Annotated in this window: 23 protein-coding genes; 9 read left to right on the top strand and 14 right to left on the bottom strand. The window is 74.0% G+C overall.

The features are described 5' to 3' along the window. Positions 1-162: 162 nt before the first annotated feature. The 3 genes from BLT76_RS03535 to BLT76_RS03545 are packed head-to-tail and all read left to right on the top strand — an operon-like array spanning position 163 to position 1,419. Positions 163-417: an HNH endonuclease signature motif containing protein gene (locus tag BLT76_RS03535; RefSeq protein ID WP_342027892.1), complete on the top strand. Its 255-nt coding sequence runs from the start codon at positions 163-165 to the stop codon at positions 415-417. A gap of 60 nt (positions 418-477) precedes the next feature. Then, positions 478-990, top strand: a complete 513-nt coding sequence (locus BLT76_RS03540) for a pyridoxamine 5'-phosphate oxidase family protein (protein WP_090850888.1) — start codon at positions 478-480, stop codon at positions 988-990. A gap of 54 nt (positions 991-1,044) precedes the next feature. After that, positions 1,045-1,419, top strand: coding sequence for a MerR family transcriptional regulator (locus tag BLT76_RS03545; RefSeq protein ID WP_090850890.1), 375 nt, complete (start codon positions 1,045-1,047; stop codon positions 1,417-1,419). A gap of 2 nt (positions 1,420-1,421) precedes the next feature. On the opposite strand, the gene BLT76_RS03550 is transcribed toward BLT76_RS03545, so the two are convergent. The 3 genes from BLT76_RS03550 to BLT76_RS03560 all read right to left on the bottom strand — a co-directional run bounded on the left by BLT76_RS03550 (position 1,422) and on the right by BLT76_RS03560 (position 4,586). After that, entirely contained in the window at positions 1,422-2,108 is a 687-nt protein-coding gene (locus tag BLT76_RS03550; RefSeq protein ID WP_090850892.1) for a phosphonatase-like hydrolase, read from the bottom strand. Between the two features lie 51 nt (positions 2,109-2,159). After that, entirely contained in the window at positions 2,160-3,395 is a 1,236-nt protein-coding gene (locus BLT76_RS03555; protein ID WP_090850894.1) for a fatty acid desaturase family protein, read from the bottom strand. Positions 3,396-3,473: 78 nt separating this feature from the next. Next, a complete protein-coding gene (locus tag BLT76_RS03560; RefSeq protein ID WP_090850896.1) occupies positions 3,474-4,586 on the bottom strand; it encodes a ferredoxin reductase in 1,113 nt (370 codons plus the stop codon). A 93-nt stretch (positions 4,587-4,679) separates the two neighbouring features. Here BLT76_RS03560 and BLT76_RS03565 point away from each other — a divergent pair, with 93 nt between their 5' ends. The 4 genes from BLT76_RS03565 to BLT76_RS03580 are packed head-to-tail and all read left to right on the top strand — an operon-like array spanning position 4,680 to position 7,833. Then, positions 4,680-5,873 (top strand): PucR family transcriptional regulator, encoded by a 1,194-nt coding sequence (locus BLT76_RS03565; protein WP_244509238.1) that lies wholly within the window; start codon positions 4,680-4,682, stop codon positions 5,871-5,873. A gap of 54 nt (positions 5,874-5,927) precedes the next feature. Then, on the top strand, positions 5,928-6,497 hold the full coding sequence (locus BLT76_RS03570; protein WP_090850898.1) for an RNA polymerase sigma factor: 570 nt from the start codon (positions 5,928-5,930) through the stop codon (positions 6,495-6,497). After that, positions 6,494-7,138, top strand: a complete 645-nt coding sequence (locus BLT76_RS03575) for an anti-sigma factor (RefSeq protein WP_090850901.1) — start codon at positions 6,494-6,496, stop codon at positions 7,136-7,138. Before BLT76_RS03570 ends, BLT76_RS03575 begins: the two co-directional genes overlap by 4 nt. 56 nt (positions 7,139-7,194) lie before the next feature. After that, a complete protein-coding gene (locus BLT76_RS03580) occupies positions 7,195-7,833 on the top strand; it encodes a fasciclin domain-containing protein (RefSeq protein WP_090850903.1) in 639 nt (212 codons plus the stop codon). Between the two features lie 30 nt (positions 7,834-7,863). Here the strand turns inward: BLT76_RS03580 and BLT76_RS03585 are convergent, their stop codons facing one another. The 9 genes from BLT76_RS03585 to BLT76_RS03625 all read right to left on the bottom strand — a co-directional run bounded on the left by BLT76_RS03585 (position 7,864) and on the right by BLT76_RS03625 (position 17,656). Further along, positions 7,864-8,649, bottom strand: coding sequence for a glucosamine-6-phosphate deaminase (locus BLT76_RS03585; protein WP_090850905.1), 786 nt, complete (start codon positions 8,647-8,649; stop codon positions 7,864-7,866). Then, entirely contained in the window at positions 8,649-9,767 is a 1,119-nt protein-coding gene (nagA, locus tag BLT76_RS03590) for an N-acetylglucosamine-6-phosphate deacetylase (protein WP_244509239.1), read from the bottom strand. Before nagA ends, BLT76_RS03585 begins: the two co-directional genes overlap by 1 nt. After that, the gene (locus BLT76_RS03595) at positions 9,764-10,663 is read right to left on the bottom strand and encodes an ROK family protein (protein ID WP_244509240.1); all 900 of its coding nucleotides are present in this window, start codon (positions 10,661-10,663) and stop codon (positions 9,764-9,766) included. The genes nagA and BLT76_RS03595 overlap by 4 nt, the downstream gene beginning before the upstream one ends. After that, positions 10,660-12,057 (bottom strand): glycoside hydrolase family 3 N-terminal domain-containing protein, encoded by a 1,398-nt coding sequence (locus tag BLT76_RS03600; RefSeq protein WP_090850909.1) that lies wholly within the window; start codon positions 12,055-12,057, stop codon positions 10,660-10,662. The genes BLT76_RS03595 and BLT76_RS03600 overlap by 4 nt, the downstream gene beginning before the upstream one ends. Beyond that, a complete protein-coding gene (locus tag BLT76_RS03605) occupies positions 12,054-12,893 on the bottom strand; it encodes a carbohydrate ABC transporter permease (RefSeq protein WP_090850911.1) in 840 nt (279 codons plus the stop codon). The genes BLT76_RS03600 and BLT76_RS03605 overlap by 4 nt, the downstream gene beginning before the upstream one ends. Next, positions 12,893-13,852 carry a carbohydrate ABC transporter permease gene (locus BLT76_RS03610; protein WP_090850913.1) on the bottom strand — a complete coding sequence of 320 codons (960 nt, stop codon included), beginning with the start codon at positions 13,850-13,852 and terminating at the stop codon, positions 12,893-12,895. The genes BLT76_RS03605 and BLT76_RS03610 overlap by 1 nt, the downstream gene beginning before the upstream one ends. 238 nt (positions 13,853-14,090) lie before the next feature. Beyond that, positions 14,091-15,368: an extracellular solute-binding protein gene (locus BLT76_RS03615; RefSeq protein WP_211752705.1), complete on the bottom strand. Its 1,278-nt coding sequence runs from the start codon at positions 15,366-15,368 to the stop codon at positions 14,091-14,093. A 51-nt stretch (positions 15,369-15,419) separates the two neighbouring features. Further along, positions 15,420-16,547, bottom strand: coding sequence for an ROK family transcriptional regulator (locus BLT76_RS03620; protein WP_170866927.1), 1,128 nt, complete (start codon positions 16,545-16,547; stop codon positions 15,420-15,422). A gap of 140 nt (positions 16,548-16,687) precedes the next feature. Then, positions 16,688-17,656 carry a cation diffusion facilitator family transporter gene (locus tag BLT76_RS03625; RefSeq protein WP_090850917.1) on the bottom strand — a complete coding sequence of 323 codons (969 nt, stop codon included), beginning with the start codon at positions 17,654-17,656 and terminating at the stop codon, positions 16,688-16,690. A 33-nt stretch (positions 17,657-17,689) separates the two neighbouring features. Here BLT76_RS03625 and BLT76_RS03630 point away from each other — a divergent pair, with 33 nt between their 5' ends. Together BLT76_RS03630 and BLT76_RS03635 are read left to right on the top strand one after the other, a co-directional pair. Next, the gene (locus BLT76_RS03630; RefSeq protein ID WP_090850919.1) at positions 17,690-18,559 is read left to right on the top strand and encodes an SGNH/GDSL hydrolase family protein; all 870 of its coding nucleotides are present in this window, start codon (positions 17,690-17,692) and stop codon (positions 18,557-18,559) included. Then, a complete protein-coding gene (locus BLT76_RS03635) occupies positions 18,556-19,425 on the top strand; it encodes an SGNH/GDSL hydrolase family protein (protein ID WP_170866928.1) in 870 nt (289 codons plus the stop codon). The genes BLT76_RS03630 and BLT76_RS03635 overlap by 4 nt, the downstream gene beginning before the upstream one ends. Here the strand turns inward: BLT76_RS03635 and BLT76_RS03640 are convergent. Together BLT76_RS03640 and BLT76_RS03645 are read right to left on the bottom strand one after the other, a co-directional pair. Next, positions 19,422-20,126: a hypothetical protein gene (locus BLT76_RS03640; RefSeq protein WP_090850922.1), complete on the bottom strand. Its 705-nt coding sequence runs from the start codon at positions 20,124-20,126 to the stop codon at positions 19,422-19,424. The two genes, BLT76_RS03635 and BLT76_RS03640, sit on opposite strands and share 4 nt — an antisense overlap. Beyond that, on the bottom strand, positions 20,123-20,629 hold the full coding sequence (locus BLT76_RS03645; protein ID WP_170866929.1) for an RNA polymerase sigma factor: 507 nt from the start codon (positions 20,627-20,629) through the stop codon (positions 20,123-20,125). Before BLT76_RS03645 ends, BLT76_RS03640 begins: the two co-directional genes overlap by 4 nt. Positions 20,630-20,730 lie beyond the last annotated feature (101 nt).

Here is a 20,730-nt window from a genome sequence, read left to right on the forward strand (position 1 = left end):
GGCAACCCCGGGCCGGGTGACTCACATGATCGGATCACCGCCGGTGAGGCCCGCCGGTTGGCGTGCACCGCGAACCTCGTCCCCGCCGTCCTCGGAGCGAAGTCCGAGATCCTCGACCTGGGACGTTCCCAGCGGCTCTACAACCGGTCCCAGCGCCGGGCGATGGGGCTCCGCGATCGGGAGTGCCGCGCCGAGGGGTGCCACGTCCCGGCGCCGTGGTGCGAAGCGCACCACCTCACACCGTGGTCCGCGGGCGGGCGGACCGACCTCGACGACGGGGTGCTGCTCTGCAGCCGACATCACCACCACATCCATGACCCCGCCTACGACGCGGAACACCTCCTCGAAGGCAAGTTTCGCTTCCACCGGAAACCTAGGGATACCGAGCCACCGGGCTCGACTACTGACGCGTCGTGATGATCCGCATCCGCACGTTGCCGACCGATGAGTCCGGGCGCGCGACCCGGTCGGAATCCCATGATCACCGGACACCTCGACCTCCGCTTCGGCCAGCCCGACGCGACCCCGCCCGCCTGGGCCGACGTCGGGCGGCAGCTGGCCGAGGCCGAGCTCTACTGGTTGACGACCGTCCGTGCCGACGGCCGCCCGCACGTCACGCCGCTGGTCGGGGTCTGGCACGACGACGCCTTCGCGTTCTGCACCGGGGTGGGCGAGCAGAAGCAGGTCAACCTCGCGGGCTCGCCGTACGTCGCCGTCACGACCGGGACGCCGACCTGGACCGCCGGCACCGACCTGGTGATCGAGGGCCGGGCCGACCGCGTCGTCGGCCGGGGCTCCCTCGAACCGCTGGCGGCCGCCTGGCGGGACAAGTACGACGGGGACTGGCCGTGGCGCGCCACCGAGCACGGCTTCGACGACGGTGACGGCTCCACCCCGTGGGTGTACGTCGTCCGCCCGGACAAGGTCATCGCCTTCGGCAAGGACCCGCACAGCCAGACGACGTACCGGCCCGGAGCCGCCGAGCGCTAGGATCAGGGCCTGACACTGACGTCAGAGGCACGTCCTGAGAGAGGAAGTCACCCGATGCGGATCGGAGAGCTCGCCGACCGGAGCGGGGCGAGCATTCGCTCGCTGCGCTACTACGAGGAGCAGGGGCTGCTGGCGAGCGAGCGCAGCGCCAGCGGTCAGCGGCACTACGCCGAGTCCGCCGTCGAGCGGGTGCTCTTCCTGCGACGCCTGTACGCCGCCGGGCTGACCAGCAGCACCATCGCCCAGCTGCTGCCGTGCGCCTACGCGCCGAGCACCACCACCTCCGACCACGCGTTCGACGTGATGGTCGAGGAGCGCGCCAAGCTGGACGCCCACATCGCCGAGCTGTTGCACACCCGCGACGCGATCGACGGCTTCATCGCGGCCAACCGCGCGCACCGCGGAGAGCTCATCTCAGCCCAGCAGTGAATTCAGCCCAGCAGTGACGGCAGTCCCGCGACGCTCGACAGCAGGTGCGTGTGCGGCTCGCGGCCGAGCGCGTCGGCGTCGAACGCCCCGCTGAGCACCCCGACCACGTGCCCGGCGCCGGCGTTGGTGCCGGCGGCCAGGTCGTTGGGGGTGTCGCCGGCGACCAGCACGTCGGCGACGTCGCGGACGCCGGTGCGCTCCATGCAGCGGAAGACCAGGTACGGCGCGGGCCGGCTCGCGGCCACCTCGTCCGAGGCCACCACGGCGTCGACGGGGCCGAGCGCCGCCAGCGCCGGCTCCGCGAGGTCCGCGGTCAGCCCGGTCTGGACGGCGACCTTCACCCCGCGGGCCCGCAGCTCGGCGATCGCCTCGGGTACGCCGGGCAGCGGCGTGGGCGGCTGGTCGCGGTAGGCGGTCGCGAGCCGCTGGGTGAAGTCGGCGTACGCCTTCTCGACGTCGGGGCCGTCCGCCGGGGCGCCGAGCGCACCCAGCAGTCCGGCGACGCCGTCGTGCGCGCCGCTGCCCTTCCACATCTCCAGGACGTCGTCGGGCACCGGCCGACCCACCGCCTCGGCCACCGCCTCGCCGAGCACCCGGTCGCCGAGACCGCCGTCGTCGACGGTGGTGCCGGCGAGGTCGAGGGCGGCCAGGCGGAACGACAGCCGGTCGGGCAGCGCGAAGGTCGTCATCGGGCGGCGGTACCCCGCCACCCGACGACCAATCGGCTCAGGCCCGAGCGATCAGGCGGCCTGGGTCAGCTTGCGCGCCTGCTGCTGGAGCCGGGCCTGGGCGGCGCGGCGCACCTTCGGGCCCTTGGTGGTCATGGCCCAGAGCAGCTTGGTCTGCGCCGGCAGGTTCTTGGCGTTGGTGGTGGCCATCCAGCCGTTGGGCAGCGAGAGCCGCACGACCTTGTGCCAGGCGGAGTAGACCTGGGCCGGCAGCGGGGCCTCGTGGTAGTTCAGCTCGTACTTCTCGAACAGCGCCTTCACCTTCGGCGCGACCTCGGCGTACCGGTTGGACGGGAGGTCGGGGAAGAGGTGGTGCTCGATCTGGTGCGACAGGTTGCCGGTCATCAGGTGCATGGCCTTGGAGCCCGAGATGTTGGCGGAGCCCAGCATCTGGCGGAGGTACCACTCGCCGCGGGTCTCCTTGTCCGGGATCGACTTCTTCTCGAAGGTCTCGACGCCCTCGGGGAAGTGGCCGCACATGATCACCGAGTGCGACCAGAGGTTGCGCACCAGGTTGGCGGTGAAGTTGGCGGCCAGGGTCGGCAGCGCGGCGCCGAACGGCAGTGCGAGGGCCGGGTTGACGACGTAGTCCTTGGTGGCCTGCTTGCGGATCTTCTTCAGGGTGCTCTTCAGGTTGGCCTTGAAGGCGTCGCTGCGCTTCTCCTTCGGGATCGACAGGTTCTTGCCGAGCTCGAGGTCGTAGGCCGCGATGCCGTACTCGAAGAAGCAGGCGTTGATGAAGTTCCACAGCGGCTGCGCGAGGTACATCGGGATCCAGCGCTGGTCCTCGTCGACGCGCATGATGCCGTAGCCGAGGTCGTTGTCCTTGCCGACGATGTTCGTGTAGGTGTGGTGGATCTCGTTGTGGCTGTGCTTCCAGGCCTCGGCGGTCGAGGCGTTGTCCCACTCCCAGGTGGTCGAGTGGATCTTCGGGTCGCGCATCCAGTCCCACTGGCCGTGCATGACGTTGTGGCCGATCTCCATGTTCTCGAGGATCTTGGAGATCGAGAGACCGATCGTGCCGACCACCCAGACCGGCGGGAGCGCGGAGCCCAGCAGCACGGCCCGCGAGCCGAACTCCAGGTTGCGCTGCACCTTCACGATCTTGCGGATGTACGCCGCGTCGCGCTCGCCCCGGGTGTCGAGGACCTCCTGGCGGATGGCGTCGAGCTCGGCGCCCAGCTGCTCGATGTCCTCGGGGGTGAGGTGCGCGGTCGGGTTGACGGGCTGCTTCGTGATGACGGTCATCTCAGGTCGCCTTTCGTCGGTACGTGGATTCGGTGGTCGAGTAGCCGTCGCGAGGAACGAGCGACGGCGTATCGAGACCTAGTGGTCGATCGTGCAGGCGCCGGCGGCGGCGCTGATGCACGTCTGGATCGGGACGCCCTGGGGGCCGGTCTCGCCGGGGACGGCGGTGGTGATCGCACCGTTGCGCAGGTCGCGCACGGCGCCGGAGCGCATCGGGAGGACGCAGCCCATACAGATGCCCATCCGGCAGCCGCTGGGCATCAGGACGCCGGCGTCCTCGGCGGCGTCGAGGATCGGGGTGGCGCCGTCGGCGTCGAGGGTGATGCCGTTGGTGAAGGTGACGGTGCCGCCGTCGCCGGGCTCGACCAGCATCGGGCGGAACCGCTCGGTGGTGAGGTCGAGACCGCGCTCGGCGTGGTGGGCCTCGAGCGCGTCGAGGAGCCCGGCCGGGCCGCAGGCGTAGGTGAGCCGCTCGTCGAGGTCGGGGACGAAGGTCGTCAGGTCGCTCACGTCGAGCAGGCCGTGCTGGTCGTCGTACCGCTCGACGAGGGTGATCCGCCCGGCGGCGCCGTGGGCGCGGAGCTCGTCGCGGAAGATCGACGCCGACTCGCTCGGGTTGACGTGCACCAGGGTGATGTCGGTAGCCGGGGCCGTCGCCTTGGAGAACAGGTTGCGCAGCATCCCGATCACCGGGGTGATGCCGGAGCCGGCGGTGACCAGGAGCAGCTTGCGCGGCAGCGGCTGGGGCAGCACGAACTCGCCCTCGGGCTGGGCGAGCTGGATCATCTCGCCGACCTTCGCGCGGTGCACGAGGTAGCCGGAGACCACACCGTCCGGGATCGCCTTGACCGTGATGGAGATGCAGCGGTCCTGGCGCGGGCCGTGGGTCAGGGAGTAGGTGCGCCACAGCCGGACGCCGTCGACGTCGACGCCGACCCGGACGTACTGACCGGGCACGTGGCCGTCCCAGTCGCGACCCGGCTTGATGACCAGGGTCGCGGACTGCGCCGTCTCGGGGACGACCTGGACGATCCGACCGCGCAGCTCGGTGCCGCGGCGCAGCGGGTGGAAGTGGTCGAGGACGTCGTCGAGCTCGAGCGGCGTGACCGCCGCATCGGCGACGCGACGCAGCATCCCCTTGAGCGAGCGTGTCGCTCCGGGGGTGGTGCGGGGCATAGCGGCGGCGGTCATGCTCCTAGTCTCCTGCGACGCGGGGGTAAAGTCCTGTCCACGTGACGTGAACCGGGCCCGGTTTCTTGTTCACTGAGAACAAAGGAGTACGCCGTGGCGCGACCCAGCGGCCGTCGGACGACCGATCACGGCCTGCGCCTGCCGGCGGCCGCGGTGGCCGAGATGCGCGACCACCTGCCCGAGGTCGCCGAGCACGCGGTCACCGAGATCATCGAGCAGGTCCCGAGCTACACCGACGCCTTCAGCGGGCCGATGGGCGCGCGGATCCGCACCGCGGTGCAGCTCGCGCTGGCCGGGTTCCTGTCGCTCGCGAGCGGGCGGCGCGGCGCCGACCTGCGCACCCCCGGAGCGCCCGCGGTCGAGGGCGCCTACCAGCTGGGGCGCGGTGAGGCGCGCAGCGGTCGCTCGACCGACGCCATCCTGGCGGCCTACCGGATCGGGGCCCGGGTCTGCTGGCGCGAGATGTCCTCGACCGCGGTCGAGGCCGGGATGGACGGCGAGACCCTCGCCGGCTTCGCCGAGCTGGTCTTCGCCTACATCGACGAGCTGTCGGCCGCGAGCGTGGCCGGCCACGACGACGAGTCGGCCCTCACCGGCCGGGTCCGCCAGGAGGCGCTCGAGCGGCTCGCCCAGCGGCTGCTCGACGGATCGAGCGCGGAGTCGGTGCTGGCCGCCTGCGAGCGCGCGGGCTGGGAGCCTCCGACCACGCTCACCGCCGTCCTGGTCCCGGCCGCCCAGGTCCGCCCGGTCCTCGGGGCGCTGACCCCGACGACGCTGCGGGCCATCGACGTCCCGGGGCTCGAGGACGACGCGCTGCTGCTGGTGCCGGACGTCCACGGTCGCCGGCGGACCGCGCTGCTGCGGGCCCTGCGCGACCGAGGTGCGGTCGCCGGACCGGCCCGGCCGTGGGAGCAGGTGCGGACGTCGTACGACCGGGCCCGGAGGGCGCGGCTGCTCGGCCTCGGGGCCGACACCTCCGACACCGAGGCGCACCTGCCCGACCTGGTGCTCACCGCCGACCCCGACGCCCTCGCCGACCTCCGCGCCCGCGCGCTGGCCCCGCTCGCCGACCTCCGGCCGGCCGCGGCCGAGAAGCTGACCGAGACGCTGCGTGCCTGGCTGCTCCACCTCGGCCGCCGCGAGGACGTCGCCGAGGCGCTGTTCGTGCATCCGCAGACGGTGCGCTACCGGATGAACCAGCTCCGCGAGCTCTTCGGCGACGCCCTCGACGACCCTGAGACCGTCCTCGCCCTCACCCTGGCGCTGGGGGTCCCTCCCCAACGTTGATGACCTCCCGGTCCCGACGGCAACCGTTCGGGGCTGCGCGACGAACCACCTGTCATGGAGAGCGGGCGGGCCATCGGCGTGCGCCTCGCGCGCCGCGAGGAGGCGGCGCTCGAGGACGCCTACGCGGTCTACGGACCGAGCCTGCTCGGCTACCTGCGCCGCTACGTGGGCGACGAGGCCGAGGACGTCCTGCAGCGCACCTTCCTCGACGTCTGGCGGTACGCCGGCCGCTACGACTCCGGTCAGCGCTTCTCGACCTGGCTCTTCACGATCGCCCACCGGCGCGCGGTCGACACGCTCCGCGCCCGGCGGCACCAGGTCGTGCCGGTCGAGGCGGCACGCGACCTGGTCGGCGAGGACGGCCGGGAGACGCTGCAGCGCTACGCCGACGCGGCCGAGGTACGGGCCGCGCTGGCGCAGCTCAAGGACCACGAGCGTGAGGTCCTGGAGCTCACCTACTACGCGGGTCTGACCCAGCGCGAGGTGGCCCGTCGGCTCGACGTGCCGCTCGGCACGGTGAAGGCACGGGCGTCCCGGGGCACCCGGCGCCTCGGTGCCCTCATGCGCGAGCAGGCCGACCGGACCGACCAGGACGACCGGACCGACGAAGGAGGCCCGTCGTGAGCGAGCACCCCGACCTGCTGGCGCTGCTGCGTGCCGAGCTCTCCAACCACGACGCGGCCACGACGGGCGACCACCTCGACGCGTGCGCGCAGTGCCGCGAGGACCTCGCGGAGCTGGCCACCGCCCACGCGATGCTCGCCCGCTCGGGCCGCACCCTCGGGGTCGTCCCTGCGGCCGACGAGCTCCGGCCCGCTCCCGCCCCCCGGCGGTCGCGACGCGGCCCGCTGCTCCTGGCCGCCGCTGCTGTCGCCGTCGCGGCGACCGCCGGCACGACGTACGGCGTGCTGCACGACGACGAGGAGCCCGCGCCGGCCGTGGCCGTGCTGGACCCGGTCGAGGGCACGGCCACCGGCCGGGTGGAGATGACGCCCGGGGACGGCGGCACCCGGATGACGATCACGACCCACGACCTGCCGGCGGCCGGGAGCGGCCGGTTCTACCAGGCCTGGCTGCTCGACCCGGCCACGAACAAGATGCTCGCCCTCGGCCAGCTCGGCCCGCGCGGCACCGCCTCGTTCGAGATCGACGATGCCCTCCTCGGCAGCTACGGCGCGATCGACGTGAGCCTCGAGGACGACGACGGCGACCCGCAGCACTCGGTCACCTCGGTGCTGCGCGCGTCGTACGACACCGACGGCTGACCCCGCCAGATGACCCCCAGATGTCCCACTGAGAATCCCACCACCGGAGGAAACCCATGAAGACACGCATCACCACCGGCCTGGCCGCCCTCGCGACGGCCGCGCTCACCCTGACGGCCGTCGCGCCGGCGCAGGCGAGCGAGCCCGCGGAGCGCAAGGCCGGCAACCGGAGCCTGGCCAAGGTGCTCGCCGCGGACGGCAACCGCCTCGACCGGAACTGGCAGGACTTCGACATCCTGGAGAAGGGCGTGCTGACCGTCCTGAAGGCCAAGCCGGAAAGCCCGGTCGCCCTGCTCACCCAGGGGCGCAAGCGGGCGACGGTCTTCCTGCCGACCGACGCCGCGTTCCGCGCGCTGGTCACCGACCTCACCGGGAAGAAGCCGCGGACCGAGCGCGCCACGGTCCGCGCGCTGCTGAAGGTCGCGGACGTCGACACGCTGGAGACGGTGCTGCTCTACCACGTGGTCGCCGGGCGGACCCTGACCTCGCCGAAGGTGGTCGCCTCGGCCGGCAAGCGGCTCACGACGGCCCAGGGCGGCAAGGTCGGCATCCGGGTCCGCGGGAAGAAGGTCATCGTCAGCGACCTCGACAAGAACGACCGCAACGCCCGCGTGGTCGTGGTCGACATCAACCGGGGCAACAAGCAGGTCGGGCACGCCGTCAACCGGGTCCTGCGCCCGATCGACCTGCCCTGATCAACCTGCCGCCCGCCTGGCGGGGCCTTCTCAGAGGCCCTGCCAGGCGGGCTTGGCGTCGAACACGGCCCGGTGGTGCTCGGCGCGGGCCAGGCCGCCGGCCGCGCCGGGGTCGAGCAGCACCGTGACGTGCGGGTGCAGCTGGAGCACGCTCGCCGGGCAGGAGGCGGACAGCGGGCCCTCCAGCGCAGCGGCCACCGCGGCGGCCTTGGCCGACCCGACGGCTACGAGGAGCAGGTGCCGGGCGCGGAGGATGGTGCCGAGCCCCTGGGTCAGGACGTGCCGCGGCACCTCGTCGGGCGATTCGAAGAAGCGCGCGTTGTCCTGCCGGGTCTGCTCGGTGAGCGTCTTGATCCGGGTCAGCGAGGCCAGGGAGGAGCCGGGCTCGTTGAAGGCCAGGTGGCCGTCGGTGCCGATGCCGAGCACCTGCAGGTCCACGCCACCGGCCTGCTGCAGCGCCCGCTCGTAGCGTTCCCCGGCCGTCGGCAGCGCGTCCGGTGCCGGGTCGGGTCCATGCACCCGCTCGGGCGGCAGCCCGAGGTCGTCGGTCAGCTCGCGGGCGATGGTCGCGCGGTAGGACTCGGGGTGGCCGAGCGGGAGACCGACGTACTCGTCGAGGGTGAAGGCCGAGACCGCGTCGTACGACGGACCCGCGCCGGCCCGGTGCCGCGCGACCAGCTCGCGGTAGACCGGGAGCGGCGACGACCCGGTCGCCAGTCCGAGCACCGCGTCGGGCCGGGCCCGGACGAGCGCCTCGACCGCGTCCGCGGCCAGGGCGGCGAGCGCGTCGACCGACGGGCAGGGGACGACCTCCATCAGGACCTCCGGTCCAGCACGACCACCCCGCCGACGACGGTGACCACCGGCTCCAGCGCCGGCGTGACCAGCACCAGGTCGCCCCGCGCCCCGATCGCCAGCGAGCCGCGGGAGGGGTCGCCCAGCAGACGGGCCGGTACGACGGTCGCCGCGTGCACGGCCTCCGCGAGCGAGCAGCCGGTGGCCGCGCGCAGCACCGCCAGGCAGTCCATCAGCGACGCCGCCGAGCCGGCGAGCGTGCCGTCGGCCAGCCGCACCGTCCCCGCGCTGACGACGACCTCCTGGTCGCCCAGCCGGGCCGGTCCGTCGGGCAGCCCGAGCGCGGCGGTGGTGTCGGAGACGGCGAGGAGCCGCTCGGGACCGAGGGCGCGCCGGTAGGCGGCCAGGGTGACCGGGTCGAGGTGGTGGCCGTCGGCGATCACCCCGGCCACCAGCGAGGCGGAGGCGAGCGCCGCCCCCACGGGGCCGGGCGAGCGTCCGGCCAGCGCCGGCATCGCGTTGCCCAGGTGGGTCACCGCCGTGGCACCGGCGGTGACGGCGGCCTCGATCTCCGCGGCCGAGGCCGCGGTGTGGCCGAGCGACACCACCACCCCGCTCGCCACGAGCGCGCGGACCGCGTCGAGCGCCCCGGGCAGCTCGGGTGCGAGGGTCACCAGCGCCACGCCGGCGTCCCGGGTCCAGCCGGCGACCAGCTCGGGGGACGGTGGCGCCAGCCGGGCGGCCGGGTGCGCCCCGCGCCGCTCGGGCGCGATCATCGGCCCTTCGAGGTGCAGGCCCAGCGGGACGGCGCCGACCCAGCCCGCGGGTGGCCCGGCGGCCAGGGCGGCCAGGGCGGCGGTCCGGGCCTCGGGCGACGACGTGATGACGGTCGGCAGGAACGCGGTGACGCCGTACGACGGCAGCGCGGCCGCGACCTCCCAGAGCCGGGTGGGCTCCGCGGTGACGTCGACCCCCGCCGCGCCGTTCACCTGGAGGTCGACCAGGCCGGGCAGCACGACCAGGCCGGCGGCATCGAGCACCGGCCCGTCGGACGCGGCCGCGACGACCCCGTCGGCGACCCGCAGCGTGGTCGGCGTGCCGTCGACCGACAGCGCCCCGGTGACGACCAGCGAGGTCACGCCACGGCCTCGCGGGGGCCGAGCAGCGCCGCGCCGACCGCGGCGACCGGGTGGTCGACGGGAACGACCCGCAGCCGGCCGGCGAGGTCGAGCGAGGCGAGGAACGGGGAGGCGATCGCCTGGTCGTGCAGGGCGGACGAGACGGCGGCCCGCAACGGCTCGCCGAGCTGGGCGACGCCGCCGCCGAGCATCACGACCCCGGGATCCAGGGACAGCCCGAGCACGCGCACGGCGTCGGCCACCCCGGCGGCGAAGCGGTCGCGTACGGCGACCGCCCGCACGTCCCCGGCAGCCGCGGCCGCGAAGAGGGCCTGGGCCGCCGGGACGTCCCCGGACGGCCAGGCGTCGGTGATCGCGCGCCCGGACGCGACGGTCTCCAGGCAGCCGCGCTGACCGCACTGGCAGGCCGCGCCGGCCGGGTCGACCGGCACGTGGCCGATCTCCCCCGCGGCCCCCGAGACGCCGCGGCGGAGCCGGCCGTCGAGCACCAGCCCGGCGGCCAGGCCGGTGCCGATGCTCAGGTAGACGAGGTCGTCGACCCCGGTGAGCGCGACCGCGCCGAGCGCGGCGGCGTTGACGTCGTTCTCGAGGGAGACCGGGACCCCGAGTCGGCTCGCGAGCAGATCCCCGAGTGGGAGCCACTCGCCGTCGACGCCGAGGTTGACCGCGTGGGCGAGGGCCCCGCGCTCGACGTCGACCAGGCCGGGGACGCCGACGCCGACGGCCGTGACGGCCCCCGCCGCAGCGGCCAGCGCCTCGACGACGCCCACGGCCGTGGCCACGATGCCCTCGGCGCCGGGCGCCGTCGCCAGCCGCTCCTGGGCCAGCACCCGCCCGTCCGCGTCCACGACGACGCCCAGCGTCTTCGTGGCGCCGATGTCCAGGCCGACGTTCACCGGTCCCACCCTGCTTCCCTCAACAGCTCGGTCACGGCGACGGCCCCGGGGCGGGACCAGCCGTGCGTTCGGATCCTCGGCAGCCCGCTCTCCCACGGGCCGGGCCAGCCCCACTCGACGACCACCACCGGGACGCCGGCCCGCTCGGCGACGTGGTCGACCACGCAGCGCGCCCACGGCTGGCGGTGCAGGTCGCGGACCTGGAGCACCAGCGGCGACCCGTCGGCCACCGCGCGCCAGGCGTCGTAGTCGTCCGGGGTCACCGACACGTCCGCGGGCAGCCCCCACGGCACGTCGCCGACGGCGATGGTCGCGGGCGTCTCGACGGTCACCACGCGGGCCCCGGCCAGCGGCGGCAGCGTGCCGTCCAGGACCAGCGAGAGCCGGGCGTCCGCGAGCTCCTCGACCGCCATCGGCTCCGGGCGGACCCGTCCGCGCAGCGCGGCGATCCGTCGTACGGCGTCCTCCAGGCGGGCCTGCTCGAGGCGTCCCGAGCCCACGGCCGCCACGATCGCCGCCTGCACCTCGCGGACCAGCGCGACGTCCTTGTCGGCGCCGAGGCAGAGCAGGTCGGCACCGGCGGCCAGCGCCAGCACGGCCGCCTCGGGGATACCGCGGCCGGCGGACGCGCCGGCCATGTCGAGCGCGTCGCTGACGACGACGCCGTCGAAGCCCAGCCGGTCGCGCAGCAGCGTGAGCACCGGGCGGCTCAGCGTCGCCGGCAGGTCCGGATCGATCGCCGGCACCAGGATGTGGGAGGTCATGATCGCGGCCACCCCGGCGTCGACGGCGGCCGCGAACGGCACCAGCTCGCGCGCCGCGAGCTGGGCGCGGTCCCGGTCGAGGACGGGCAGCGCGACGTGGCTGTCCTGGGCGGTGTCCCCGTGGCCCGGGAAGTGCTTCACGCACGCCGCGACGCCCGCCTCCTGGAGCCCGGTGGTCCAGGCCACGACGTGGGCGGCCACCGGCTGCGGCCGGGCCCCGAAGCTGCGGGTGCCGATGACCGGGTTGTCGGGGTTGCTGTTCACGTCGGCCACCGGCGCCAGGTCGAGGTCGACCCCGGCGGCGGCCAGCTCGGCCCCCACCGCCCGGGCCGTGCGGCGGGTCAGCGCGAGGTCGCCGACCCGCCCCAGCGCCGCGGCGCCCAGGACCGGGCTGCCCTCGTCGGGGTGCAGCCGGGTGACGTCGCCGCCCTCCTCGTCGACCGCGACGATCGCGCCCGGGCCCGCGGCGTGCACCGCGTCGGTGAGGTCGCGCAGCGAGCCGCCGACGTTGGCACCGAAGAGGCAGACCCCGCCCAGCCCCTCGCCGAGCAGCGCAGCGACCTCGGGGGCGAGCGTCGTGCCGCTGAAGCCGGGGAGCTGGACGGCCAGCGCCAGCGCGTCGAGGCTCATCCCTTCACCGCCCCGGCCGTCAGCCCGGAGACCATCCGACCCTGCACGATGAGGAAGAAGACGACGACCGGGACGGCGATCAGCGTGGATCCGGCCATCACCGCGCCCCAGTCGGTGCCGCGGTTGACGTCGAGGAAGGTGCTCAGCCAGACCGGCAGGGTCTGCTTGTCCTCGCGGGTCATCACGACCACGGCGAGGGTGAACTCGTTCCACGCCTGGAGGAAGCCGAAGACGCCGGTGGCGACCAGGCCGGGCGCCAGCAGCGGGAAGGTCACCCGCCAGAAGGCCCCGAGCCGCGAGCAGCCGTCGACCATCGCCGCCTCCTCCAGCTCGTAGGGCACGCCGGCCACGAAGCCGCGCAGGGTCCAGATCGTGAAGGGCAGCACCGAGGCGACGTAGACGAGCGTCAGGCCGGCGACGGTGTTGAGGAGCGAGAAGCCCTCCAGCATCTTGTACTGGCTGATGAACAGGCCCTCGACCGGGATCATCTGGATCAGCAGCAGCGCCACGATGAAGCTGGTCCGCCCGCGGAAGCGGAACCGCGAGACCGCCAGCGCCGCGAGGAAGGCGAAGACCAGCGCGACCACGACGGTGGCCAGGGTGACCGACAGGCTGACCAGCAGCGCGTCGGTGAACCGACCCCCGGAGAGCACCCGCCGGTAGTTGTCGAACGAGCCGCCGAACGGCAGCCAGGTCGGGTCCGGCGAGCGGATCTCGTTGCGCTGCAGCAGCGAGGTGTTGACCATCCAGTAGACCGGGAAGACCGCGACCACGAAGACGAGCAGCCCGACCAGGTCGACCAGGATCCGCGCGGGGCGCGAGGTGGGACGGCTCATCAGGACTCCTCCTGGCGCAGCATCAGCCGGACGTACGGCGCGGTCAGCACCACGGTCAGCGCGAGCATGAAGACCGCGACGGCGGCCGCCGTCCCGAAGTCGCCGCTGCCGATCCCGAGCCGGTAGATGTAGGTGCCGAGCAGGTTGGTGTCCCGCGTGGTGCCGCCGGCCTTCTGCAGCACGTAGATCTGGGTGAAGACCCGCAGGTCCCAGATGACCTGGAGCAGCCCGACCACCAGCAGCACCGGGCTGACCGTCGGCAGCACCACGTGCCGCAGCCGCTGGCGCGGGCTGGCGCCGTCCATCGCGGCGGCCTCGACCAGCTCGGCGGGCACCTGGGTGAGGGCGGCGTACGCCGTGAACGCCACGAACGGCACGCTCATCCAGACCACGATGACGCTGGCGACCAGGAAGAAGGAGAGCGGCTCGAGGAGCCACGAGTGGCCCGCGTAGTCGCCGCCGGCCTTCGTCAGCAGCCAGTTCACGACGCCGTACTGGCTGTCGAAGAGCCACTGCCACACGGTCAGCGCGGCGAGCACCGGCATCGCCCAGGCGAGCAGCAGCCCGCTCTGGACGAGCAGCCGGACCGGCTTGGACATCCGCTGCATCAGCAGCGCCAGTCCCACGCCGACGGCCATCGTCACGGCGGCGTTGACCAGGCAGAAGAGGACCGACCGGAGGACGACCTTCCACAGGTAGGGGTCGCCGACCAGCTCGCGGTAGTTCTGCAGGCCGACCCACTCCGCGGGCCGCCCGAACTGCTGGGCCAGGCCGAACTCCTGCAGCGACAGCACCACCTGCCGCACCAGGGGGTAGCCGAGGGCCAGGCCCAGGGCGAGCACCGCCGGCAGCAGCAGGCCGAACGGCAGCGGCGAGCGGGTACGCCGCGGCCGCGCCGGTCGGGAGCCGTCGGGAGCGGCGTCGTCCACGGAGGGCGGGGTCAGCGTGCTGGTGGCCATCCGGCCCTCCTTCCTTCAGTCGTCGTGATGAGCATGGCCCCACCGCTGGTCGAGGCCCCACGCTGGTCGAGCCCTCACGTTGGTTGAGGTGCGAGGAGCGCTAGCGACGAGCCTCGAAACCCGGTGCGCCGAGAGTCGACCTCGATCAGGACCGAGGGTCGACCAGCCAGGTTTCGAGGCTCCTCCGTCGCTCCGGAGCACCTCAACCAGCGACTTTCGAGGCTCCTCCGCCAGCGGATCAGCCGAGCTGGGCGTCCATCTGCTCGTCGGCGGCCTGCGCGAGCTCGGCGGGGTCCCCGCCCTTGGCCAGGTCGACGAACAGGTCCTCCAGCACCCGCGCACCCTCGACCTTGGCCCAGCCGGACGCGGCCGGCGTGAGCTTGGCGTTGGAGGCGGCGGCGATGGTCGCGGCGGCGTACTCGTCGTCGCCCAGCAGCGTGGCCAGCGACGTCTTGGCCGGCGTCAGCCCGTTCTCGGCCAGGATCGTCTGGTAGTCGTCGCTCAGCATGAGCGCCACCGCGTCCTGGGCCAGCGCCTGGTTCGGCGACTTCGCCGAGACGGCGATGTCGGACCCGCCCAGGAGCACCGGGGCGGGCGAGCCGTCCGAGCCCGGGAGCGCGAAGACACCGGTCTTCTCGATCATGTCGGGGCAGCCCGCCTCTGGGTCCTCGATCTGACCCTTGACCCAGCCGGGCGCCGACATCATGCCGATCTCGTTGTTGCAGTACGGCGTCCACGGGTCGGCCTCGTTGCCGTCCTTGGCCGCGCCGGAGGCGTCCTGGAAGAGCGTCTGCACCGTCTCGAGACCGGCGATCGACTCGGGGCTGGACAGGCTGCCCGTCCAGGCCCCGCCGTCCTCGGTGGCCAGGTCCCCGCCGGCGTCCCAGAGGAACGCGACGCCGTTGCGCCAGTCCTGGCCGGGGAGCCAGAAGCCGGAGAAGTTGGCCGGCTCCGGGTTGGCCTTCTTCAGCGCGACGGCGGCGTCGACGAACTCCGCCATCGTGGTCGGCACCTCGAGGCCGGCGGCCTCGAGCAGGTCCTTGCGGTAGAAGACGTACTTCGAGCCGGCGTAGTAGGGCACGGCGTAGGTCGCGCCGTCGACGGTGGCGCCGTCGACGAAGCCCGGGAGCAGGTCGTCGCCGCCCAGGTCACCCAGCTGGTCGGAGAGGTCGGAGAAGGCGCCGGCCTCGGTGAACGTGGGGGCCTGGGTGTTGCCGACCTCGACGACGTCGGGGGTCTCGGACTCGCTGGACAGGGCGGTGGTGAGCCGCTCGACGAGGCCCTCCCACTGCTGCTCCTCGATGGTGAGCGTGGAGCCCGGGTGGTCCTTCTCGAAGGTGGTCTTCAGCCAGTCGCGGGCGGCCTGCGGCGTGTCCGCGCCGTTCAGCCACACGCGGATGTCGGCCTTGTCGGGCCCGGCGTCGGGGCTCGCCTCGCTGTCGTCACCGCAGGCCGAGAGGCCCAGCAGGGCGGTGGCCGTGACGGCGGCGATCGCCAGTGTCTTCCTGTTGCGCACTGCGGTGCCTTTCTGTGGGGTGGAGCGGGTCGTTGTCTGTCTTCTGGGAGGTCAGGAGACGCCGAGCTGGCCCGCGAGGACGAGCACGGCGGCACCGACGAGGACGACGTCCTCGCCGAGGGTCGAGGTTCGGACGACGAGCTCGTCGCCGGTGACGGGCATGGTCCGCGCCCGGATGGTGCGGTCGGCGGCCTCGCGCAGCGGACCGTCGAGGAGCTCGGCCGGGCCGCTGAGGACGACCTCGTGCAGGTTGAGGGTGCCGACGACGGGCGCCAGCGCGGCGCCGAGCTGCTCGCCCACCTCGGTCAGGGCCGTGTCGTGGTCGGACGCGGCGATCCGCTCGCGCAGGTGCGGGACGGCGAGCAGGGTCTCCAGGCAGCCGCGGCGCCCGCAGGCGCAGGTCGCGCCGGCGGGGTCCACGACCACGTGGCCGATCTCGCCGGCGGCCGCGCGGTGGCCGTGCAGCAGCGCGCCGCCGAGCACCAGCCCGGCGCCGACGCCGGTGCCGATCCGCAGCAGCATCAGGCCGCCGTCCCGGGCGTCGCCGAAGGTGTGCTCGCCCAGCACCGCGGTGTTGGCGTCGTTGGCCACGAAGACCGGCAGCCCGAAGGCCTCGCGCAGGCCGGCGGCCAGCGTCGTACCGGACCAGCCGAGGTTGGGGGCGTCGACCACCGTGCCGTCGTGGTCTACGACGCCCGGCGTCCCGACCCCGATGCCCAGGACCGGCTTCGTCGTACGCCCCACGAGCTCGCGGACCAGCTGGTGGACCAGCTCGACGGCCTGAGCCCCGCGGCGACCGGCGATCGGGAGCTCGTGCCGCTCGCGGACGTCCCCGAGCAGGGTGAGCACGGCCCCGGTGACCCGGTCGTCGCCGGACAGGTCGACCGCGACGATGTGGGTCGCGTCGGCGGCCAGCCCGACCAGCGTCGGCGGCTTGCCGACCCGGCTCTCGACGGGCGCGCCGAGCTCCTCGATCAGCCCCTCCTCGACGAGCTGACCCACCAGGTCCGAGACGGTCACCCGGGTGAGGCCGCTGGTCCGGGCCAGGTCGGCCCGGCTCGCCGGTCCCTCCCGGAACAGCTGCTGGAGGAGCAGCGAGCGGTGGTGCCGCCGGGCGTCCTCCTGCAGCAGCTTGCCCCGCGGGCGGAGCGGCCGGCTCACCGGTGTCGTCTGGGTCACGTTTGTTAGTTCAGCGCACTTACATATTCCTCGTCAAGAGGGTCCGACTCACCAATCCGCACTGGTCCAGAGCTGCCGAGTCAGCACTACTGGTGCTGACTCGGCCCCCCACTTCTGCTGACTCGGCGGGAAACAGGGGGTCAGGGGGTGAGGGCGGGCTCGTCGGGCGGGGCGAGGGTGAGGATCGCGTCCTCGATCATCGGGTCCTGCTCGACGTCGGCCTCGACCCGGCGGAAGCGCAGAGCGAGGTGGTTCTCGGTGTCGTCGCCGACCAGGTCGACCGCGGCGACGACGAAGACCCGCTGCGGGCCGACGTACTCGACGTGGAGGTAGGTGATCCGGTCGATCTCGGGGTGCTCGAGCAGCCGGGCCAGGACCCGGGCGCGCAGCTGAGGCGACAGCCCCTCCCCCAGCAGGTACTCCATGTTGCGGCGCATCAGGAAGATCGCCACCCCGGCCAGCAGCACGCCGACCGCGATCGACCCGAGGGCGTCCCAGACCGGGTCCCCGGTCAGCTGGTGCAGGGCGATGCCGCCGCCCGCGAGCAGGATGCCGACGAGCGCGGCGGAGTCCTCGAAGAAGACCGCCCGCAGCGTGGGGTTCGACGTACGGCTGACGTAACGCAGCGGGCGCATCCCCCACCGCTTCGCCGCGCCGCCGACCTGCCGCGACGCCTGCAGGAACGACGAGCCCTCCAGCACGAGGGCCACCGCGAGGACGACGTAGTTGACCAGGTAGCTCTCCGGGCCCGACTCCTCGTCCAGCAGCTCGGTGACGCCGTGCCACACCGACACCACGGCGCCGGCCGAGAAGAGACCGAAGGCCGCCACCAACGACCAGATGTACGTCGAGCGCCCGTAGCCGCGCGGGTGCTCCTCGTCGCGTGGCCGGCGACCGGTCCGCTCGGCGACCAGCAGGAAGACCTCGTTGCCGGTGTCGGCCCACGAGTGCGCCGCCTCCGCGACCATCGCCGCGGACCCGGTCAGCACCGCGGCCACCGACTTGGCCACGGCGAGCAGCCCGTTGGCGGCCAGGGCGACCAGCACGGTCAGCAGGGACTCCTGACCGTCCTGCTCCTCGGATCCGCTCTTCTCCTCGGGTGTGCTCACCGCCGGGTGGTACCCGATCCGTACCGTTGCCGCATGTCCCGACGGCTCCCGGCGCTCGCGAGACCGCTCGTGTGCGGGGTCCTGGCCCTCGCGGCCCTCACGGGCTGCGGCAGCGGCAGCGAGCAGGAGGAGCCCGAGGCGCTCGAGTACGTCGCCCTCGGCGACTCCTTCACCGCGGGACCGTTCATCCCGCCGGCCGACCCGGCCGGCGGCTGCCTGCGCTCGGGGAGCAACTACCCGTCGCTGGTCGCGGCGGCCCGGGACGACGTGGAGCTCACCGACGTGAGCTGCTCGGGCGCCGGCACCGTCCACCTGACCACGCCGCAGACGATCGGGGCGGACATCCACGCCCCGCAGCTGGACGCGCTCGACGCCGACACCGACCTAGTGACGGTGAGCATCGGCGGCAACGACGACCAGATCGCGGGATCGCTGCTCGGGGTCTGCCAGCAGCTCGCCGTCGCCGACCCCACCGGCGCCCCCTGCGCCACGGCCGAGGCTTCCGGCGGCGACCCGGTGAGCACCCGGCTGGCCCGCCTGAACACGCGGCTCGTCGACGCCTTCGCCGCGGTCCGCGAGCGCGCGCCCGAGGCGCGGGTGGTGGTGGTGGGCTACCCGCAGATCGTCCCGTCCGAGGGCGGCTGCGGCGACCTGCCGCTCGGCCTGGGCGACCGGGCCTGGGCCTACCGGCTCAACCAGGGCCTCACGCTCACCGTGCAGGACGCGGCCGCGAAGGCCGGGCTCGAGTACGTCGACACCTGGGCCGCCAGCGCCGGGCACGACATCTGCTCCACCGACCCGTGGATCAACGGGCGGACCACCGACGAGGGAGCCGCCATGGCCTACCACCCGTTCCGCGCCTACGAGCAGGCCGTCGCCGACCTGCTGCTGGAGCTGCTGTGAGGCGGCTGCTGGCCGGGGGTCTGCTGGTGCTGGCGCTGGCCGCGTGCAGCGACGACGGGTCGTCCGCGGACACCGACACCCCCGAGACCGCGCCGTCCCCCACCGGGAGCACGACCACCGAGCCCGCAGGGCCGACGTACGTCGCCCTCGGGGACTCCTACACCGCCGCGCCGCTCATCACCGACGACGCCGCGACCGACGGCTGCCTGCGCTCGCCGGCCAACTACCCGGCCCTGGTGGCGGCGGAGCTGGGCTACACGCTGAACGATGTCAGCTGCGCGGGCGCCACCACCGACAACCTGCGGACCGCCCAGGGCACCAGCACCGGCGAGGCGCCGCCCCAGCTGGACGCGGTCACCGCGGACGCCGAGCTGGTGACGATCGGGATGGGCGGCAACGACGGCGCCGTCTTCTCGCGCCTGATCGGCTGCGCGACCACCGGCGCCTCCGCCCCCGCGTGCGGGGCTCCCCTGGAGGCCGCGATCGACGAGGTCGGCGGCCACCTCACCGCGGCCGTCGCCGCGATCGCCGAGCGGGCGCCCGAGGCGCAGGTCGTGGTCGTCGGCTACCCGCAGATCATCGCGCCCGACGCCGACTGCCCCGATCTGCTCCCCGTGGCCGCCGCCGACGCCCCCGCGCTGGCCGCGCTCAACGAGCGGCTGCACACCGTCCAGCAGGCGGCCGCGGAGGCCGCGGGCGTCACCTACGTCGACCTGTACGACGCCAGCGCCGGCCACGACGTGTGCTCCGACGATCCCTGGGTCAACGGCGTGCAGACCACGCCCGGCGTCGGCCTGGCCCTGCACCCGCTGGCCGTCGGCCAGCGCGAGACGGCCGACCTGGTGCTCGCGGCGCTCGCGGGCTAGCCCCAGCCGACCGTGGCGTCGAGGACCGGCCCGGCCGCGTCCAGCGGCCGGACCCGGACGGCGACCGGGCGGTCCGCGGCGTCGAGCCGGTAGTCGTACCGCAGCCGTGCGGTGCGCACCCGCAGGACCAGGTCGCCCGCGACGTCGCGGGCCACCGAGACGGCCGGCGCCCGCTCGGCCAGCGGCCCCAGCAGGTCGCGCGTCGTGGCGACCTTCAGGTCCGGCGAGGGGGCCCGGGTGGCGCTGCCGGAGGGCACGTCGTCGAGCGCGCGGGGCGTGGGGGCCCGGTCCGGGGCACACAGCGGCCACCGGTCCGACCCGGGGCTCGCGAGGAGCACGGTCGGACCGTCCGCGCCGACCCGGCGGAGCTGCTCCATAACCACTCGACCGTGCTGCTCGATCCGGGTGCAGGCGGTGCCGGCCGAGATCGCCACCCGGACCCGCTCCGCCAGCGTCTGCGGGTCGGGCAGCGGTGCCGTCGTCGCCGGCTGCACCGCCGGGACCGGCTCGTCGCGAGAGGTCACCCAGGCGAGCGTGCCGACCGAGGCCAGCAGCACGCAGGCCACCGCGGCGGCCGCGGCGAGCGGCACCCACCGCGTCGTACGGCGGGACGCGTGCACGGTCCGCAGCACGCGGGCGTGGTCGAGCTCGGCGTCCACGGAGCGCAGCACGGTCCGGAGGTCCTGCAGGTCGTCGCTCATCGGGAGAACACCCCTTCGGTGTCGTCGTCGTGCTCGGAGTCCTGGGCGGCCAGCGCGTCCCGGAGCCGGCGGCGGGCCCGCGAGGCGCGGGCCGAGGCGGTGTTCGGGCTGCAGCCGAGGGCGGCGGCCAGGTCGCGCTGGTCGAGGTCGGCGGCCAGCAGCAGGCCGACGACCTCCTGGTCGCGCGGCCCGAGGGTGGCGACGGCCCGCCGCAGCGCATCGGTGCGGTCCACCGACCGGGCCGGGTCGACCGCCTCCGGGGTCCGCTGCGCGCGCAACCGCTCTCCCAGCGCCGTACGACGACGCGCGGAGCGCACGTGGTTGGCGATGACGCGGCGGGCGACGCCCAGCAGCCAGGCCAGCTCGTGCTCGGGGACCTCCCGCCACCGCCGCAGCGCGACCACGAACACCTCGGCCGTCACGTCGTGCGCGTCCTCGGTGTCGAGCCGGCTGCGGGCGTAGCGGAAGACCACCGGCCCGTGCCGCCGGTACAGCTCGTCCACCCGATCCACACCTCGAAGTGTCCGGCACCCGGCGGTCCGTGACAGGCGGACGCAGGTGGGTTTGCTCACCCGGTCGCCGGTCATCGCGACCGGCCGACCGG

This window comes from Nocardioides lianchengensis (genome assembly GCF_900101465.1).
In the GTDB taxonomy this organism is placed as follows: domain Bacteria; phylum Actinomycetota; class Actinomycetes; order Propionibacteriales; family Nocardioidaceae; genus Nocardioides; species Nocardioides lianchengensis.

Excerpts from the sequence above, each read along its gene's own strand:
- BLT76_RS03535 (WP_342027892.1), top strand. The coding sequence starts at position 163 with ATGGGGCTCCGCGATCGGGAGTGCCGCGCCGAGGGGTGCCACGTCCCG.
- BLT76_RS03540 (WP_090850888.1), top strand. The coding sequence starts at position 478 with ATGATCACCGGACACCTCGACCTCCGCTTCGGCCAGCCCGACGCGACC.
- BLT76_RS03545 (WP_090850890.1), top strand. The coding sequence starts at position 1,045 with ATGCGGATCGGAGAGCTCGCCGACCGGAGCGGGGCGAGCATTCGCTCG.
- BLT76_RS03550 (WP_090850892.1), bottom strand. The coding sequence starts at position 2,108 with ATGACGACCTTCGCGCTGCCCGACCGGCTGTCGTTCCGCCTGGCCGCC.
- BLT76_RS03555 (WP_090850894.1), bottom strand. The coding sequence starts at position 3,395 with ATGACCGTCATCACGAAGCAGCCCGTCAACCCGACCGCGCACCTCACC.
- BLT76_RS03560 (WP_090850896.1), bottom strand. The coding sequence starts at position 4,586 with ATGACCGCCGCCGCTATGCCCCGCACCACCCCCGGAGCGACACGCTCG.
- BLT76_RS03570 (WP_090850898.1), top strand. The coding sequence starts at position 5,928 with ATGGAGAGCGGGCGGGCCATCGGCGTGCGCCTCGCGCGCCGCGAGGAG.
- BLT76_RS03580 (WP_090850903.1), top strand. The coding sequence starts at position 7,195 with ATGAAGACACGCATCACCACCGGCCTGGCCGCCCTCGCGACGGCCGCG.
- BLT76_RS03585 (WP_090850905.1), bottom strand. The coding sequence starts at position 8,649 with ATGGAGGTCGTCCCCTGCCCGTCGGTCGACGCGCTCGCCGCCCTGGCC.
- BLT76_RS03600 (WP_090850909.1), bottom strand. The coding sequence starts at position 12,057 with ATGAGCCTCGACGCGCTGGCGCTGGCCGTCCAGCTCCCCGGCTTCAGC.
- BLT76_RS03605 (WP_090850911.1), bottom strand. The coding sequence starts at position 12,893 with ATGAGCCGTCCCACCTCGCGCCCCGCGCGGATCCTGGTCGACCTGGTC.
- BLT76_RS03610 (WP_090850913.1), bottom strand. The coding sequence starts at position 13,852 with ATGGCCACCAGCACGCTGACCCCGCCCTCCGTGGACGACGCCGCTCCC.
- BLT76_RS03630 (WP_090850919.1), top strand. The coding sequence starts at position 17,690 with ATGTCCCGACGGCTCCCGGCGCTCGCGAGACCGCTCGTGTGCGGGGTC.
- BLT76_RS03640 (WP_090850922.1), bottom strand. The coding sequence starts at position 20,126 with ATGAGCGACGACCTGCAGGACCTCCGGACCGTGCTGCGCTCCGTGGAC.